Raw genomic sequence first — 16,539 nt, forward strand, 5'->3', positions numbered from 1 at the left:
TGACGATCGCTTGGGAGGCAATGCAGGCAGTTCGTGATTTGTAATGACGGCCGCCGCTATAACGGCGGACCGCGAAATCGGTTTCGTCCGCACCCCGCCGCAGCTCGTGAAAGCGCAGGCGGCATGGCAAGCTCTCAGCTCTGCTCGATCTTGCGGGCTGCCTCATCGAGAGCCTCGGCGACAGCGCTGATCGTCTCCTTGGTGACGGCGCCTTGCCGCAATTTCATCCGCAGGGCCATTTTGATGTTCTGCATGCCGCGCACCACTTCATCGGGCGCATCGCGCGGCGGACCGCGCTCACCGGCGATGACGGCGCGCGCCAGGATATCGTCGATCTGCTTCCTGTTGGCATCGACGAAGAGCCGCCCCTCCGCCGTCGGCCGGTAGAGCTTGCGGCCACCGTCTTCGAGCGTGATCGAGGCGTAGCCCATATCGTCGAGCCAGGAGAGCGTCGGATAGATGACGCCGGGGCTTGGCGAATAGCTGCCGCCGAGGCGCTCCTCGATCGCCTTGATCAGTTCATAGCCGTGCGCCGGACGCTCGACGATCATCGCCAGGATGAGAAGACGCAGATCCCCATAATCGAACAGCCGCCGCCCGCGCCCGCCACGCGGATGGCGCCCGGGGTGATCCTCCCGCTCGTCTTCAGGGCGGGCATCATCGGAGAAATGCAGGTCTCGGCCGGTCATGCGGCGGAACCTATCGTCCCGATATATCGGCAATCAAGATATATCGCGATATATGACGAAAATTTAATCTCGCGTGACGGTTCCGTGATGCGCGGGCGTCAGACCGGTGTCCCGACGCCCAGCAGCGCTTCCTTCTCGTTCACCGACAGGCTGGTCAGCCGGTAGAGAATGAAGCCTGCTTTTTCCGAGCGGATGGTGGCCAGCGTTTCGCCGAAGACGTTCCTGATTTCGCCAAGCACCTCGCCTTCGATCACTGGGTCGCCGAGATCCTTTGCCGGATACCAGAGACCTTTGACGGATGCGGTTGGCACCCACATGGTCACGACGTCAAGCTTGGTTACCTGCGCCGTGCCCGGGAGCATGCCGATATGCTGCATCACCCGGCGGATACCGTCGGTCATCTGCGTCACCGTCGCCTCGCCCCAGAGACCGTTGCCGCTGACCTCTGGCAGTATGCTGGGAATGCCGAGCTTGTGAGAGGCATCGACCGTATAGCCCGAACCGCCGGCTGCGACCGCGATCTTGATGCCGAATGCGGCAGCAAGCGCCTGCGATTTCTCGCAACCGGCCGGGAAGATCGTGAAGGGTTCGAGGCCCTCGTCGAGATCGCCGCCATGGCAATCGATATAGGCATCGGCCTTCGGGAAGACTTCTGTGACCAGCCAGTGGGCAAGCTGCTCGCTGGTCGTGCCGTCAGGCTTGCCGGGGAACATCCGGTTCAGGTTCTTCCCGTCCTGCGGCATGATGTAGATGTTTCGCCGGTGAAAGGCCTCGACATTGAGGACCGGCAAGACGAGCAGCGTGCCCCTGATCTCCTCCGGCCGCGTCTTCATCAGCCGCACGGCCGCCTCGATCGAGCAATATTCCGAGCCATGAACGCCCGCGGTGACCAGCAGGCATGGCCCCGCTTCGGCTCCTTCGATGATTGCATAGGGGATTTCGAGTTCCGCCGTCGGCTTGATATGGCCGAATTCGGATCGGGGCTTTCCGGTCCTCAAGGCTGGCAGGGCGGTCATCGCTTATCCTCCATCACTAGATCGTCTCAGGCGGCGGCGAGCCGCCGCAGCAGCATTGTCCAGGCGCGCATGCCCAGCTTGAAATTCGACAGCCGGAAGAATTCGTTCGGTGCGTGGTAATCCTCATCCGCCGTCGAAAATGAGAAGAAGATCGCCGCGCAGCCGAGATGCTTGCGAAAGGCGCTGCCGATCGGGATCGTCGCGCCCATGGCAACACGCAGCGGCTTCTGGCCGAGCAACTCGCCCAGCACCTCTTCCGAAATTTTCAGCGCCGGCAGATCAGGATCGACGAAATCGGCCTCGCTGCCCGGCCCATGGCGATGGATTTCGAGCTGGAAACCCTTCGGCAGGCGCTGCTGCAGGTGGCGAGTGATCGCAACGATAACCGTATCCGGCTTCTGTCCGGCAACGAGACGGCAGGTGATCTTGGCGCCAGCCGTATTCGGGATGACCGTCTTGGTGCCCTTGCCCTGATAGCCGCCCCAGATGCCGTTGAACTCCAGCGTCGGCTCCAGCCACTGGCGGATCAGCAGTTCGCGGCCGGTATCGATCGGATCGCCACCGGCAACGCCGATCTCGCGGTAATAGGCGGCACTGTCGAAATTCGAGGCGTCGATCGCCGTCAGGATGCGTGGATCGGGCGGTGGCGCACCATCGAGAAAACCTTCGACGCTCACCCGGCCATCCGGGCCATGCATTGAGGAAAGCAGTGCCGAAAGCGCAGAAATCGGGTTCGGCGCGCTGCCGCCATGGCGGCCGGAATGCAGATCCTTGGCCGCGCCCGTCACGGTGATATCGAGGGCAGCCAGACCACGGCTTGCGACGGTGATGGATGGCTTGTCCGGCCGCCACATGGCGCCATCGGCCGAGAGCACCAAATCGCAGCGGAGCTTCTCGCGATACTTTTCCAGCGTCGACGCAAAATGTGGGCTGCCGGATTCCTCCTCGCCCTCGATCAGCACCTTCAGATTGACCGGCAACTTGCCGTCGACGCGCATGAAGGCTTCGGCGACGAGGATCGGGATCAGCAACGGCCCCTTGTCGTCCGAGACGCCGCGGGCATAAAGCCTGCCATCGCGCTCGTCCGGCTCGAAGGGCGGGGTCTGCCATTTCTCCAGCGGGTCCGGTGGCTGGACATCGTAGTGGCCGTAGACAAGGAAGGTCGGCAGTTTGGGATCGGCGATGATCTCGCCATAGACGGCCGGATGGCCGCCGGTTGGCAGCGTCTCCACCGAAGCGAAGCCCGCTTTCCGCAGCCGCTCCACCACGAAGGCGGCCGCCTGATTTATCCCATCGATGAAGGCCGGATCGGTGCTGACGCTCGGGATCCGGCAGAAGGCCTTCAGGTCTTCGAGGGCTGCCGGATAATTCTCTTCAAGATGGGCCTCGACGCTCATTTGCCGCCATCCACGCTGATGACCTGGCCGGAAACCCAGCCGGCATAATCGGAGGCAAAGAACATCACCATGGCGGCAATATCTTCCGGTATGCCGAGGCGCTTCAGCGCAATGTTCTGCAACAACCGCGCCTGCCCCTCCTCGCCCATCGCATCCCACTGCCGCTCGGTCGTCGGGTTGGAGCGGACGAAGCCGGGCGCGACGTTGTTGACGGTAATGCCCCAGGGGCCGAGTTCATGGGCGAGCTGCCGCGTCAGGCCGATCTGCCCGGCTTTGGCGCTGGCATAGGCCTGGATGCCGGTCAGTGAAATACCGAGGCCGGCGCCGCTCGAAATATTGATGATGCGGCCGGACTTGCGCTTCTTCATGACAGGCGCGACGGCCTGCGACATGAAGAAGGCGCCGGACAGATTGACGTCGAAGATCCCCTGCCAGTCGCTCTCGGATATCTCCTCGATCGGCCGGCCGACCTGGCCACGCACGCCGCCGGCATTGTTGACGAGAATATCGACATCGCCGAACCCAGGCACCAGTGCCTGGACATCGGTGCGATTGCCGACATCGAGCACATGGGCGCTCGTCCTGTCACCGCAGAGCTTTACCGTCTCCGCCAGCCCCGCCGCATTGACGTCGCAGACATGGACCCGCGCACCGCGGCTTGCAAACCCCTCGGCAATCGAGCGGCCGAAGCCATGCGCCGCCCCGGTCACGACAACCGTCTTTCCTTGGAAGGAAATGTTCATGCCAGCCTCGCAAGCTCTTCGATATTCTCCATCGAAAGCGGCCGCTTGCCGTCCTCGATCTCGTGGATCATCTCGATGACCCGGGCCGCAAGCGGTGTCGGCACCCGCGATTCCTTGCCGATCTCGACCACCGGCAGCACCTGCGCATCGACCTCGGTCTTACGCTTGCGCACCGCGAGATCGCGCCAGATGCCGGAATGCGATTTCACCGATTTGCGGTTGTGCACCGACATGTCGTCGAAGGATTTGCTGGTCTGCTCTGGCGTCGCCAACGGCCCGAAGGCTGCCGGATCGAAACCGTCGAAGGCTTCCGGCCGGATATTGTTGATGGCCGCGACAGTCGCCACTTCGAGCGCCAGCTTGCGTAGCACCGGTCTCGCGACCGGATCGTCGAGCACATCGGCGATGCTGTCATTGGTGAGCGCCGTGCCGAAGAGCAGCGCGCCGTAGATCAGCTTGCCCCAGAGGAAACCCCAGATGTTGTTGGTGATCAGCGCCTTGGGCTCGAACTGCTTCATCAGGTCGTAGATATCTTCGGCCCGGTCCGTAAACCGCCCGTCGAGCTCGCCGATCACCACGGCGCCGTGACCGCTATATTGGACGACGCCGGGCTCCAGATAGTCGGCGCCGAAATTGACGAAGCAGCCGATGACCCGGTTTTCGCCGGTGATCCGCGCGATCACCCGCTCGTTGAGACCGTTCTGCGCCGAGACGACATAGCCGTCGGAGGCGAGATGCTCGACCAGCATCTTGGCTGCCGCTTCGGTGTGATGCGCCTTCACGCAGAGGAATGTCCGGCTGTAGGTGCCCTTGAGATCTTCGGGCAGACAGGCTCTCGCCTGCACCACATCCTCGAAGATCGGGCCGACGATCTTCAGCCCCTTCATATTAATGGCATCGACATGGTCCTTGACGTTGTCGACGAAGATCACCTCATGGCCGGCCCGGATGAAGGCTGCGCCGAGCGTGCCGCCAATGGCGCCCGCGCCCCAGATCAGGATCGGATCGCTCACGCCCAGCCTCCTTCGAGAAGCGCGCGCGTCTCTTCGACCGCCACATCCCAGATTGCCTGCATTTCCTCATCAGGCCGCTCGTAATAGCCGCCAAAATTGCCGTCGCCGAGATAGGCCTTCACGGCATCGGGTGACATCACCCGCATGCGGGCCAGATCGATCATCGGCTTCTGCTGCGTCGGCTGCTTGACACCTTCAAGACGCGTCCAGGGGAAGTTCTCCATCCAGGAGGCATGCGAGGCGACCGTATCGATTTCCTGCACCTTGGCGAAGGTCTTGGGCGAGTTCCACCAGTTGTGGAACTTGACGGCCGTGTCGGGATTGTCGGCCATCCACTCGATCGCCATGCTGCCCGCCGGCTGATTGCCGCCGTGACCGTTGACGATGAGGATGCGGCGGAAACCCTGCAGCCTCAGCCCATCGAGAATGTCACGCACCAGCCGGATATAGGTCTCCTGCCGGATGCTGATCGTGCCGGGATAGGCGAGAAAATACGGCGTGATGCCATAGGCGACGACCGGGAACACCGGAATGCCGAGCGGTGCCGCCGCATCGGCCGCCACCTTCTCGGACAGGATGGAATCGACCGAAAGCGACAGGCCGGCATGCTGCTCGGTGCTGCCGAGCGGCAGGATCGCCCGGTCATCGGTCTTCAGATAGGCTTCGATCTGCTGCCAGTTGGTTTCCGATAATCTCATCGCATCTGCCTTTCCTAGACCTTCGCGTCGGCTTCGTTCCGTTTCGGGCTTTCCTCGCCCTGCGCCTGCACGCCCGCAGCACGGATGATCGGCACGATCACCCGTTCGATATCGGCGGTATCAGGAGCATGACGGTATTCGATCGCCTGCACGCCCTCGGGCAGCAGGCCGGTGACGCTCTCAGCGCCGGATGCGTAGATGACCACCGAGACCTTCGAGAGCAGCTCTTCGAGGTCCTGGGCCTCCAGCGTCGTGGCGCTGATCTCGCTGACATGCGGGGCGAAGCGCTGCACGCCGCTCTTCATGATCGGCAGGAAATCCGGGAAACGGGAGACGACGGCGATCGAGGCCAACGAATCCAGTGAGGCCAGCGCCCGGCGCGTCTCCTCCGATGGCGTGAAGCTGATCGTCACCACCTTTGTATTGGCAACCAGCGTCGCCACTTCGCGATGCCGGTTCGCAAACGTCACGGCAAGGTCGGCGGAATTGGCCCGCGCCTTGGCGGCCGGATCGCGCTCGATCGAGGCGACCGTCAGCGGCTCCACCGTCACCTCGCGGCCGAGACGCGCGGCGATGAAGCGGGCGTAACTCGCCGTCGCATCCTGGAAGATGCCAATTATGACGATCCGCAGCCGCGGACCGATGCTGTCTCGGTAGAAGGCCCGCGCGTTGACGAGCGAGACGAGGTCGGCAGTGCGGATGCCGAGCCGCTGGCTCTCGTCGATCAACTGGTCGATATGGAGATGCAGATCGGTGGTATCAGCGCGCGCCGCAAGCCGCGCCTGGTGGCTGTCGCTGACGAAGGTGCCGGAACCGGGACGCGTATCGATCAGTCCCGCAGCCTTGAGATCGGCATAGACCTGGCTCACCGTCATCGGCGCCACTCCGACCTTTTCCGCCAGATCCCGGACTGATGGCAGCGCTTCGCCGGGCGCCAGTTCACCGCAGGCGATACCGTATTCGATAAGGCCCTGAAGCTGCGTGCGCAGCGGAACTGGCAAATCCCGGTCGATGAAGAAGTCCATGAAACCCGTTCGGCTAGCTGTTCTATTTATATATAACGGTTAGCTCGAAATCCGCTTGCAGGCAAGCGAAGCGTCTTAGGGTTGCTGGATAAAAACTGGTTGACAGTCATTTTTTGGCGTGAAATCGTTATAGCCAATAATAACAGTCAGACCAAATATAAAAGGGGAATGCCATGAGAATGATCGCTCGGGCGGCCATTGCCGCTGCAGTTCTATTGAGCACCGGTGTGTCTGCATTTGCCCTGGAGCGGGGCGGCACGCTGGTCTACGGCCGTTATGCCGACAGCCTGTTTCTCGATCCGGTGCTGAACGACGCCAATGTCGATATCTGGATCCTGTCCAACCTCTACGACACGCTGCTTCTGCCAACCGATGACGGCAAGGGCGTACAGCCGGGTCTCGCCAGCGCCTACAAGCTTGCTGACGACGGCATGAGCGTGACGCTGACGCTGCGCGACGGCATCAAGTTCTCCGACGGCTCCCCGATCACCCCGGGCGACGTCGCCTGGTCGCTGAAGCGCGCCTCCAAGAAGGACAACGGCATCTGGGGCTTCATGATCGAGTCCATCGATGACGTGACCACCGAAGGCGACAAGACCGTCATCATCAAGCTCAAGCATCCCGATCCAGCCATTCTGGCAGCTCTCACCGTCTTCAACACCGGCATCCTGCCCGAGAAGACATTCGAGGCATCGCCGGGTGCCACGGAGGAGGAAAAGGCCAAGGCCTTCGCCGAGCATCCCGTCGGCTCCGGCCCGTTCATGCTGAAATCATGGGATCGCGGCTCCAGCATGAAGCTGGTGCGCAACGAATATTACTGGGGCAAGGGTGAGGACGGCAAACCGCTGCCTTATCTCGATGGGATCGATTTCGAGCTCATTCCTGATGATGCCACCCGCATTCTCAAGCTGACCTCTGGCGAAATCGACGGCGCCGAATTCATTCCCTATTCGCGCGTCGAAGAGCTGAAGTCGGCCGGCAATCTCGACATGGCGCTCTTCCCGTCGACCCGCGTCGAATACATTACCCTGAACGTGCGCCCACAGCTTGGCGGCAAGGACAATCCGCTGTCCAACGTCAAGGTGCGCCAGGCGATGAACTATGCCGTCAACAAGGACGCGATCATCCAGATCGTCACCCATGGCGTCGGCACGCCGCAGACGTCCTACATGTCGACGGCAACGCCGCTGCATGTCGGCGACAAGCCGCTCTATCCCTATGACATCGAGAAGGCGAAGAGCCTGATGAAGGAAGCGGGCTTCGAAAACGGCTTCTCGACCAGCATTCTCGTGCTTGCGGGCAACCAGGACGAAGTCGGCATCTCCACGGCGCTGCAGCAGATGTGGGCGCAGATCGGCATCAAGCTCGAGCTGCAACAGGTCGACAACCCGACCCGCACCCAGCAGTATCGAGACGGCACGTTCGTGATGCGCAACGCGGCCTGGACCGACGATATCGCCGACCCGAACGAAATCACCTCCTACTTCGTCTATTCCAAGACGATCGACGCGCTGCATAGCGGCTGGAAGAACGACGAGGCCGACCAGCTCTTCGAAGCGTCGCAGAAGGAAATGGATCCGAAGAAGCGCGCCGATCAATATGCAAAGATGCAGGAGATCTACAACGATCAGGGTCCGATCGTGCCGCTCTACGAGACGCCCTATCCGGTCGCTCTAAGCAAGAAGGTTCACGGCTTCCTGCAGATCCCGCTTGGCAACAACATCTTCGCCAAGACCTGGAAGGACAAGTAACGCCTGACCCCAGCCTGCTGCGCGGGCCTCATAGCGAGGCCCGCGGCCTTTTTCGACCAGAGGAAGACCAGGAGCGGCTATTGCCCCTTTTCAGTTTTATTATCCGCCGCATACTGCAGATGATCCCGACGGTGATCTTCATTCTCATCGTCACTTTCGTTCTCGTGCGCCTGCTGCCCGGCGACCCCGCCAGCGCCATGCTCGGTGATCGCGCGCTCGATGCCGATGTCGAACGCATCAATCGCCAGCTCGGTCTCGACCAGCCGCTCCCCGTCCAGTTTCTCTATTATGTCGAACGCATCGTGACCGGCGATCTCGGCAATTCTATCGGCCTAAAGGTTTCGGTCATGTCGCTGATCCTGCAGCGCCTGCCGGTCACCCTGATGCTGACCTTAATGTCGGCAGTGATCGCGCTCGTCCTTTCCGTGCCGCTTGCCTTCGTTGCAGCGCTGAAGCGCGAGCAGCTGCCCGACAGCATCATTCGCGGCACATTCCAGGTCGGGCTTTCGATGCCGGTCTTTTATGTTGGCATCGTGCTTCTGACGGTGTTTGCCGCACAGCTGAAGCTCTTCCCGGTCGGCGGCTACGGCGACAGTTTCGGCGACAGGCTCTACCACCTTTTCCTGCCCGCCCTCACGCTAGCGCTGAGCTTCGCCGCCGTGCTGATGCGCAATCTGCGCGCCTCGATCATCGGCGTGATGAATGCCGAGTATGTCGATTTCGCCACCGCCAAAGGCCTCCGGTCGCGCGTCATCCTGATCCGCCACATCCTGCGCAATGCGCTGATCTCCACTGTGACGCTGTTCGGCCTGCAGATCGGCTCGCTGTTCGGCGGCGCCGTGATTACCGAGACGGTCTTTGCCGTTCCCGGCGCCGGACGCCTGCTGATCGACAGCATCTATGGCCGCGACTACCCGGTCCTTCAGGGCTTGACCATCGCGCTGGCCATCCTGGTTTCGCTCACGTTCCTGGTCACCGATATCGTCCAGGCCTGGCTTGACCCGAGGATTGCCCGATGAGCGCGCCCGCGGCCAAAGCCGCTCACAGCCTCGTCCAGTGGCGCAAGCCACCCCGCTCGCTGATCTGGGGCGGCATCATTCTCGGCCTCAGCCTGATCGTGGCGATCTGGCCGTCGCTCTTTGCCCCCTACGATCCTGTCGCCTTCGATTATAACGCGCTGCTGAAGCCGCCGAGCTGGGCCCATCCTTTCGGCACCGACAGTTTCGGCCGGGATGTGCTGTCGCGCGTCATCCATGCCTATACGCTGGACATGCAGATCGCCGTCTTCGCGACGATCGGGCCCTTCATCTTCGGCACCATCATCGGCGCCTTCATCGGCTATGCCGGTGGCATCTGGGAGGCGATCTTCGGGCGTATCGTCGATGCGACCATCACCTTCCCCTTCCTCGTGCTGGTGATCGCCATCGTCTCCGTGCTCGGCCCCGGCCTCGGCAACATGTATGTCGCCGTCGGCGTCGTCGGCTGGGTCTTCTATGCCCGGCTAGTCGCCGCCGAAATCAAGGTGCAGAAGCGGCTCGATTATGCCGATGCCGGCAAGGTGATGGGTTACGCGCCGCTGCGCATCGTCTTCCGCCATCTGCTGCCGAACGCCATCACACCGGCAATCGTCTATTGGATGACCGACATGGCGCTCGCCATCCTGCTCGGTTCCAGCCTCGGCTATCTCGGCCTCGGCGCCCAGCCGCCCGCGGCCGAATGGGGCGTGCAGATCGCCGACGGCAAGAACTTCATGAACACCGCCTGGTGGATTTCGGTCTTCCCGGGCGTTGCGATCGTTCTCACCGGTCTAGGCTTCAGCCTGGCCGGGGACGGTGTCGCCGAACTGTTGAGGGTCAGACGATGATGGGCGCAGCCAGCGAAAACAGCGGACTGATCGTGCGCGGCCTGACGACGACCTTCGATACGCCGCGCGGCCAGGCGATCGCTGCCGCCGATGTCGATTTCGACGTCGCGCCGGGCGAAGTCGTTGGTCTGGTCGGTGAATCCGGTTCCGGCAAGAGCGTAACATTGCGCTCCATCATGCGCCTGATCCGCGAGCCCGGCCATGTCAGCGGCCGTGTCGAGTGGCGTGGGCGCGATCTGGTCGCCATGCCGGCAGAGGAACTGCGCAAGGTGCGCGGCGGCGAGATCGCGATGATCTTCCAGGAGCCGATGACGGCGCTCAATCCGGTTCTGCCTGTCGGCGTGCAGATCGAGGAAAACCTCGTTGCCCACACCACATTGAGCGCCCGCGACCGCAAGGCGCGCGCCCTCGAACTCATGAACATCGTCGGCATTCCCGCCGCCGAGCGGCGTCTGCAGGAATATCCGCACCAGTTTTCCGGCGGCATGCGCCAGCGCGCCATGATCGCCATCGCGCTCGCCTGTTCGCCCAAGCTGCTGCTCGCCGACGAACCGACAACGGCGCTCGACGTCACCATCCAGGACCAGATCCTGAAACTGCTGCTGGACCTGCGCGACCGGCTGTCGATGAGCGTCGTGCTCGTCACCCACGATCTCGGCGTCGTTGCCGCCACCTGCGACCGGATGGCCGTGATGTATGCCGGAAGGATCGTCGAGACCGGGACGGTCGCCGATGTCTTCCGCCAGCCGCACCATCCCTACACGCGCGGGCTGCTCGGTTCCGTGCCGCGCTCGGGTGCGGCCCGCACTGTCCTCCAGTCCATCGAGGGAACGCCGCCAAGCCTGACCAACCTGCCCGAAGGATGCGCCTTTCATCCGCGTTGCAGCTTTGCGACCGAGCGCTGTTTGAAGGAACGGCCGCCGCTGGAAACGGTGGGCGCTCCAGGGCGGGCGGCCGCATGTTTCCATCACAGCCAGGTGGCCGCAGCGGAGGCGATCCTTTGAACGCGACCATCCCCATCCTCTCCATCGACGGCATCTCGAAGCGTTTTGCCGGCCCCTATTCGCTGACGCGGCGCCTGCAGGGCAAACCACCGCTCGCCGTCCAGGCGCTGCGTGACGTCACCCTGGAGATTCACCGCGGAGAAACGCTTGGCATCGTCGGCGAGTCCGGTTGCGGCAAGTCCACGCTCGCCCGCTGCCTGGTGCGGCTTCACGAACCGGATGGCGGGGCGATCCGCTTCGAGGGCGAAGACATCGCGCGCCTGCGCGGCGGCGAGCGCCGTGCCTTCAACCGGCGGGTCCAGATGATCTTTCAGGATCCCTACGGCTCGCTCAATCCGCGCATGACGGTGCAGCAGATCCTCGGCGAAGCGCTCTCCGTCCACAGAATGCGGCCAAAGGCCGAGATCCCGAACCGGATCGCCGAACTCCTGGAGCTGGTGCGGCTGCCGCAGGATGCCGCGGCGCGCTATCCGCACGAGTTCTCCGGCGGCCAGCGGCAGCGCATCGGCATTGCCCGAGCGCTTGCGGTCGAGCCCGATGTGATCGTGGCCGATGAACTGGTCTCGGCGCTCGATGTCTCGGTGCAGGCGCAGGTCGTCAACCTGTTGCTCCAACTACAGGAACAGCTGCATCTGACTGTCGTCTTCGTCGCCCATGATCTCAGACTGGTGCGGCACATCTCGCATCGCGTCGCGGTCATGTATCTTGGCCAGGTCGTCGAGGTCAGCACCTCGGAAGCCCTCTTCACCGCGCCGCGCCACCCCTATTCCAAGGCGCTGCTCGATGCCGCACCGGAACTCGACCCGTCGCGCCGCAGCCGAACGGTTGCCGCCCGCGGCGAGTTGCCGAGCCCGCTCGACGTTCCGCCCGGCTGCGCCTTCGCCAGCCGCTGTCCGCATGCTTTCGACCGCTGCCGGATCGAACGCCCGCTTCTGACGCCGCGCGGCCACGGCCAGCTCGCCGCTTGCCACATCGAGGATTTCGGCGCTCCTACGGCGCAATGAGGATTTGAGACAATGACCTACGCCAGTTTCGAAGCTGAGATCGCCAGGATCAACGACGTGCTCTGCGCCGTGAACCTGCTGACCTGGGATGCCCGCACGATGATGCCTCCGGGCGGTGTCGATGCCCGCGGCAAGCAGATCGCCACGCTGGTCGGCCTCGCCCGCGATCTCGCGACCGGCGACGGCCTTCAGCGCGCCATCGAGGACGCACGAGCCGAACTCAAGGGCACCGAACCCGGCGACCGCCGCAGGCTTGCCGTCGAGCAGGCCGCCGAAGCGATCGGCACGCTATCGCGCATTCCGGCAAAGCTGGTCAGCGACGCGGCCGAGCTGAAGACCGTTGCCCAGGCTGCCTGGAGCAAAGCGCGCGCCGCCAATGATTTCGCAGCCTTCGCGCCGATGCTGGAACGGACGATGGAGATGCAGCGCGATATCGCTGCAGCGATCGGCTATGCCGAGCATCCCTATGACGCGCTTGTCGGCACTTACGAGCCGGGTATGACCTGGTCGCGGCTACAGGCCATCTACGGAGAGCTGCGCGACGGCCTGCTTCCGCTGCTTGCACGGGCCAAGGACGCGAACGTTCGCTCCGAAATCCTTGATCGTGCCTATCCGGTCGAGAAACAGCGCGCCTTCTCCAGCCTGATCTCCAGCCGCTTTGGCTACGACTTCAACCGCGGCCGCCTCGACGACACCGTCCATCCTTTCGAGATTTCCTTCACCCGCTCGGATGTGCGCATCACCGGCCGCTTCCGCGAGACCTGGCTGCCGGGCGGCCTGTTTGCCGTTTGGCACGAGGCCGGTCACGGCATGTACGAGCAGGGTATATCGGAGGAATTCAGCCGCTCGGTCTTCACCACCGATTTCGTCAATCTCTACGCCGTCGGCGGCAGCAGCTTCGGCACCCATGAATCGCAATCGCGCCTCTGGGAGAACCGAGTCGGCCGGTCGCGCCGCTTCTGGGAACTGAACTTCGCCGACCTGCAGAAGGCCTTCCCCGACCAGCTCTCGGACGTCACGCCCGAGGATTTCTGGCGGGCCGTCAACGCCGCCCGCCCCGGCTTCATCCGCGTCGAGGCCGATGAACTGACCTACGACATGCACATCATGCTGCGCTCCGAAATCGAGGCAGGGCTGATGGCGGGCGACATCCGGGTGAGTGAGCTGCCGGCGATCTGGCGCGAGAAGATCAAGGCCTATCTCGGCCTCGACGTGCCGACGGACACACTCGGCGTGCTGCAGGACGTCCACTGGTCCTCCGGCATGGTCGGCTCTTTCCCGACCTATACGATCGGCAACATCATGTCCTCGCAGTTCTTCGCCGCCGCATCCAAGGAGCGCGCCATCACCGACGGGCTGGAAAGCGGCGATTATCTGCCGCTGAAGACCTGGCTGAACGACAATGTCCACCAGTTCGGCCGCTCGAAGAGCGCGAGCCAGCTGCTGATGGATGCGACGGGATCGGATCTGTCGACCACGGCCTATATCGCCGACCTCGCACGCAAAGTCGACGATCTCACCGCGTGATCGTCAATCGTATTTCGACAGGAAGCCGGAGACGGTGGCGAGGCAAAGCTCCTTTTCCTCGACATGCGGCATATGGCTGGAATGCTCGAAGAGCACCCACTCGCAGCCCTTGACCCGGTCGACATAGGGCTTGACCACGAGCGGTGTCGCCTCGTCGTGTTTGCCGGAGATCAGCAGCGTCGGCGCCTCGATCAGCGGCAGCCGGTCCTCGATTGTCCAGTCCTTCATCGTGCCGATGACGTGGAATTCCGTCGGGCCGTTCATGTTGCGGTAGACGGTATTGTCCTCGTCCATGGCCGCGAAAGTGCGCGCCACATCGTCCGGCCAGGGTGTGACGCGGCAGACATGCCGGTCGTAGAAGACACGCGAGGCGGTGATATATTCGGGATCGGTGATCGTTCCGGCTTCTTCGTGCTTCAGCAGCGTGTCCTGCACATCCTGCGGCAGCTCTTCACGCAGGCGATTGGCCTCCGCGACCCAGGTATGCATGTTGGCGGGCGAATTGGCGATGACGAGAGCCTTCAGGCCTTTCGGCTGGCGCACCGCATGTTCTGCGCCGAGCATCCCGCCCCAGGACTGGCCGAGAAAGGCATAGCGGTCCTGAATGCCGAGATGCTTCAGGAGCGTATCGAGTTCTTCGAGGAACAGCGCCGGCGTCCAGAAATCCGGTCCCTTCTCCGGCAGCCGCGTCGAATGACCATTGCCGAGCTGGTCGTAATGGATGACGGCACGGCCATCGAGCGCGGCGATACCCTTGAAGGAATCGACATAGTCGTGCGTGCAGCCGGGACCGCCATGAGCGACCACGAGCGGCAGCTTTCCCGAATCCAGTGAACCGGTGATGCGATACCAGGTGCGGTAATCGCGAAAGGGCAGATAGGCTTCTGTCGTCTGAACGGCGGCCACTGGCGTCTCCATCGTGGGGGCAATGATGGAAAAAGCATAGCGGCGGCGCAAAGCCGAAGGCAGCTATCAGAAGTTATAGGATGGACGATCGTCGAGAAGCCGGTAATGCGTGGCGCGCACGACCGCCTGCGTGCGGTTACGGGCGCCGAGCTTCTTGGCCGCGGCGTTCAGATGCATCACCACGGTCGGCACCGACCGGTCGATGATCCGCGATATCTCCTTGGCCGAAAGGCCTTCGGCGGAATAGCGCAGGCATTCGCGCTCGCGCTCCGTTAGACGGATCTTGCCGACGCTGCGGGCCTCGGCATCGAAAAGCGAGAAGGCGGCCTCGTGGAAGACATGCGCCAGGAGATTGAAATCGGCGATATAGCGAAGCGCATGCCGCTCGAAATCGCCATTGGCGCCAAAGCGGATACCAGTCACCGTCGCGTAGTCGCCGCCCGGCATATGGACCGGCACGGTCACACCCGTCGACATGTCGCGTTCGTTGAGAAAGCGGGTCACAGGCGCCGTATCGGCGCTCATGAAGCGGCTGATCGGCGTGTCGGCGTCTGCGTCATAGTTCCAGTAGAACGGCGCTGACGTCCGCAGCGCCACCTGCTGCACCGGGTCTATACGGAAATAGCCGCGGTCGAACCAATACTCCCGCATGTCCTCGGAAATGTTGCGCAGCTTCAGCAGCGACGGGATCATTACCTCGCCGTCGAGATCGTAAGGCACCGGCGTATAGTCGTAGATCAGGGCCTCGAAACCGAGTGCCTTCATGGCCTCGAAAACCTGGTCGATCCGCCCCTCCAGCGTCTGGTGGGCTGAGAATTGCCGTCTGATCGTGCCGATCTCGTCAAGCATGGCAGGCTCCATCGGTGGCTCACCACCTATCACTTCTTATAGCTGGCAAAGACTGCGGTTTAAGATAAAAATTTAGCCATGCCCAATTATTGAGCAAGCGAAATCTTCTGCCGGAGCGGTCAATGTGGCGTGAAATCGAGCCTGAGGCGCGACATGAAATCGAGGTCGACGGCCACAAGGTCGTAGCCTACAGCTTCGGCAACGGAAGCGAAACGGTTTTCTGCCTGAATGGCGGCCCCGGCCTGCCCTGCGATTATCTGCGCGAAGCCCATTCCTGTCTGATCGACAAGGGCTACCGCGTCGTCGCCTTCGACCAGCTCGGCACCGGCGCTTCGGACCGCCCGACCGACGTCTCGCTCTGGACGATCGGCCGCTATGTCGAGGAGACGGAGACCGTGCGCAAGGCGCTCGGCCTCGGCAAGGTCCATATGCTCGGCCATTCCTGGGGCGGCTGGCTGGCGATCGACTATGCGCTGACCTATCCCGAAAACCTCCAGACGCTCATCCTCGAAGATACCGTCGCCGACATGCCGCATCTGATCTCGGAGCTGGAGCGGCTGCGCGCCGCACTCGGTCCGGAAACGGTATCGATGATGCAGAAGCATGAGGCGCAGGGCACCTACAATCACCCGGAATATCTGGCGGCGGTGACGATCCTCAATTATCGCCACGTCTGCCGCCTGCCGGAGTGGCCCGCCCCCGTGCGCCGCTCGCTCGACGACTGGAACATGGGTCCCTACGAGACCATGCAGGGGCCGAACGAGTTTCTCTATATAGGCAATCTGAAGGACTGGAACCGCATTCCCGACCTGCCGCGCGTGACTGTCCCGGTACTGATTACCACCGGCGAACACGACGAACTGACGCCGGCCTGCGCGCTCAGGATGAAACTGGCTCTGCCGAATGCCGAACTCAAGGTCTTCGCCAATGCCAGCCACATGCCCTTCTACGAGAACCCGCAGGATTATTATCCGGCGCTGCTCGATTTCCTGTCGCGGCATGGGGCAAGCTGATGCAGTGTAGCGAGATCGAAGCCCGGCGAAGACAGGGGGG

General features: G+C 62.8%; 16 protein-coding genes. 7 read left to right on the forward strand and 9 right to left on the reverse strand.

The window, feature by feature from the left end; genetic code table 11:
• Positions 1-134: 134 nt before the first annotated feature.
• From ACQZ5H_RS14855 to ACQZ5H_RS14885, 7 genes are all read right to left on the reverse strand, one after another.
• Positions 135-689 (reverse strand): PadR family transcriptional regulator, encoded by a 555-nt coding sequence (locus tag ACQZ5H_RS14855; RefSeq protein ID WP_199628176.1) that lies wholly within the window; start codon positions 687-689, stop codon positions 135-137.
• A 98-nt stretch (positions 690-787) separates the two neighbouring features.
• Positions 788-1,705: a succinylglutamate desuccinylase/aspartoacylase family protein gene (locus ACQZ5H_RS14860; RefSeq protein ID WP_449098163.1), complete on the reverse strand. Its 918-nt coding sequence runs from the start codon at positions 1,703-1,705 to the stop codon at positions 788-790.
• A gap of 26 nt (positions 1,706-1,731) precedes the next feature.
• The gene (locus tag ACQZ5H_RS14865; RefSeq protein WP_449098164.1) at positions 1,732-3,102 is read right to left on the reverse strand and encodes a dipeptidase; all 1,371 of its coding nucleotides are present in this window, start codon (positions 3,100-3,102) and stop codon (positions 1,732-1,734) included.
• Positions 3,099-3,845 carry an SDR family NAD(P)-dependent oxidoreductase gene (locus tag ACQZ5H_RS14870; RefSeq protein WP_449098165.1) on the reverse strand — a complete coding sequence of 249 codons (747 nt, stop codon included), beginning with the start codon at positions 3,843-3,845 and terminating at the stop codon, positions 3,099-3,101. Before ACQZ5H_RS14870 ends, ACQZ5H_RS14865 begins: the two co-directional genes overlap by 4 nt.
• A complete protein-coding gene (locus ACQZ5H_RS14875; RefSeq protein WP_449098166.1) occupies positions 3,842-4,858 on the reverse strand; it encodes a ketopantoate reductase family protein in 1,017 nt (338 codons plus the stop codon). The genes ACQZ5H_RS14870 and ACQZ5H_RS14875 overlap by 4 nt, the downstream gene beginning before the upstream one ends.
• Positions 4,855-5,556, reverse strand: coding sequence for a creatininase family protein (locus ACQZ5H_RS14880; protein WP_449098167.1), 702 nt, complete (start codon positions 5,554-5,556; stop codon positions 4,855-4,857). Before ACQZ5H_RS14880 ends, ACQZ5H_RS14875 begins: the two co-directional genes overlap by 4 nt.
• A gap of 14 nt (positions 5,557-5,570) precedes the next feature.
• Complete coding sequence (locus tag ACQZ5H_RS14885) at positions 5,571-6,581, reverse strand: GntR family transcriptional regulator (RefSeq protein ID WP_449098168.1); 1,011 nt, start codon at positions 6,579-6,581, stop codon at positions 5,571-5,573.
• Between the two features lie 173 nt (positions 6,582-6,754).
• Here ACQZ5H_RS14885 and ACQZ5H_RS14890 point away from each other — a divergent pair, with 173 nt between their 5' ends.
• From ACQZ5H_RS14890 to ACQZ5H_RS14915, 6 genes are all read left to right on the forward strand, one after another.
• Positions 6,755-8,332 carry an ABC transporter substrate-binding protein gene (locus ACQZ5H_RS14890; protein WP_449098169.1) on the forward strand — a complete coding sequence of 526 codons (1,578 nt, stop codon included), beginning with the start codon at positions 6,755-6,757 and terminating at the stop codon, positions 8,330-8,332.
• Positions 8,333-8,412: 80 nt separating this feature from the next.
• Positions 8,413-9,351 carry an ABC transporter permease gene (locus ACQZ5H_RS14895; RefSeq protein ID WP_449098170.1) on the forward strand — a complete coding sequence of 313 codons (939 nt, stop codon included), beginning with the start codon at positions 8,413-8,415 and terminating at the stop codon, positions 9,349-9,351.
• Entirely contained in the window at positions 9,348-10,196 is an 849-nt protein-coding gene (locus ACQZ5H_RS14900) for an ABC transporter permease (RefSeq protein WP_449098171.1), read from the forward strand. The genes ACQZ5H_RS14895 and ACQZ5H_RS14900 overlap by 4 nt, the downstream gene beginning before the upstream one ends.
• A complete protein-coding gene (locus ACQZ5H_RS14905; protein ID WP_130281408.1) occupies positions 10,193-11,200 on the forward strand; it encodes an ABC transporter ATP-binding protein in 1,008 nt (335 codons plus the stop codon). The genes ACQZ5H_RS14900 and ACQZ5H_RS14905 overlap by 4 nt, the downstream gene beginning before the upstream one ends.
• On the forward strand, positions 11,197-12,204 hold the full coding sequence (locus tag ACQZ5H_RS14910; RefSeq protein WP_449098172.1) for an ABC transporter ATP-binding protein: 1,008 nt from the start codon (positions 11,197-11,199) through the stop codon (positions 12,202-12,204). The genes ACQZ5H_RS14905 and ACQZ5H_RS14910 overlap by 4 nt, the downstream gene beginning before the upstream one ends.
• A 12-nt stretch (positions 12,205-12,216) precedes the next feature.
• Positions 12,217-13,731: a carboxypeptidase M32 gene (locus ACQZ5H_RS14915; RefSeq protein WP_449098173.1), complete on the forward strand. Its 1,515-nt coding sequence runs from the start codon at positions 12,217-12,219 to the stop codon at positions 13,729-13,731.
• A gap of 3 nt (positions 13,732-13,734) precedes the next feature.
• Here the strand turns inward: ACQZ5H_RS14915 and ACQZ5H_RS14920 are convergent, their stop codons facing one another.
• Positions 13,735-14,649: a proline iminopeptidase-family hydrolase gene (locus ACQZ5H_RS14920; RefSeq protein ID WP_449098174.1), complete on the reverse strand. Its 915-nt coding sequence runs from the start codon at positions 14,647-14,649 to the stop codon at positions 13,735-13,737.
• A gap of 54 nt (positions 14,650-14,703) precedes the next feature.
• Positions 14,704-15,486 carry a LuxR family transcriptional regulator gene (locus ACQZ5H_RS14925; RefSeq protein ID WP_449098175.1) on the reverse strand — a complete coding sequence of 261 codons (783 nt, stop codon included), beginning with the start codon at positions 15,484-15,486 and terminating at the stop codon, positions 14,704-14,706.
• A 122-nt stretch (positions 15,487-15,608) separates the two neighbouring features.
• Between ACQZ5H_RS14925 and ACQZ5H_RS14930 the strand changes: the two genes are divergently transcribed.
• Positions 15,609-16,499 (forward strand): proline iminopeptidase-family hydrolase, encoded by an 891-nt coding sequence (locus ACQZ5H_RS14930; protein ID WP_449098176.1) that lies wholly within the window; start codon positions 15,609-15,611, stop codon positions 16,497-16,499.
• The last annotated feature ends 40 nt before the right edge of the window (positions 16,500-16,539 follow it).

The sequence above is a fragment of the Rhizobium sp. 21-4511-3d genome (assembly GCF_053522545.1).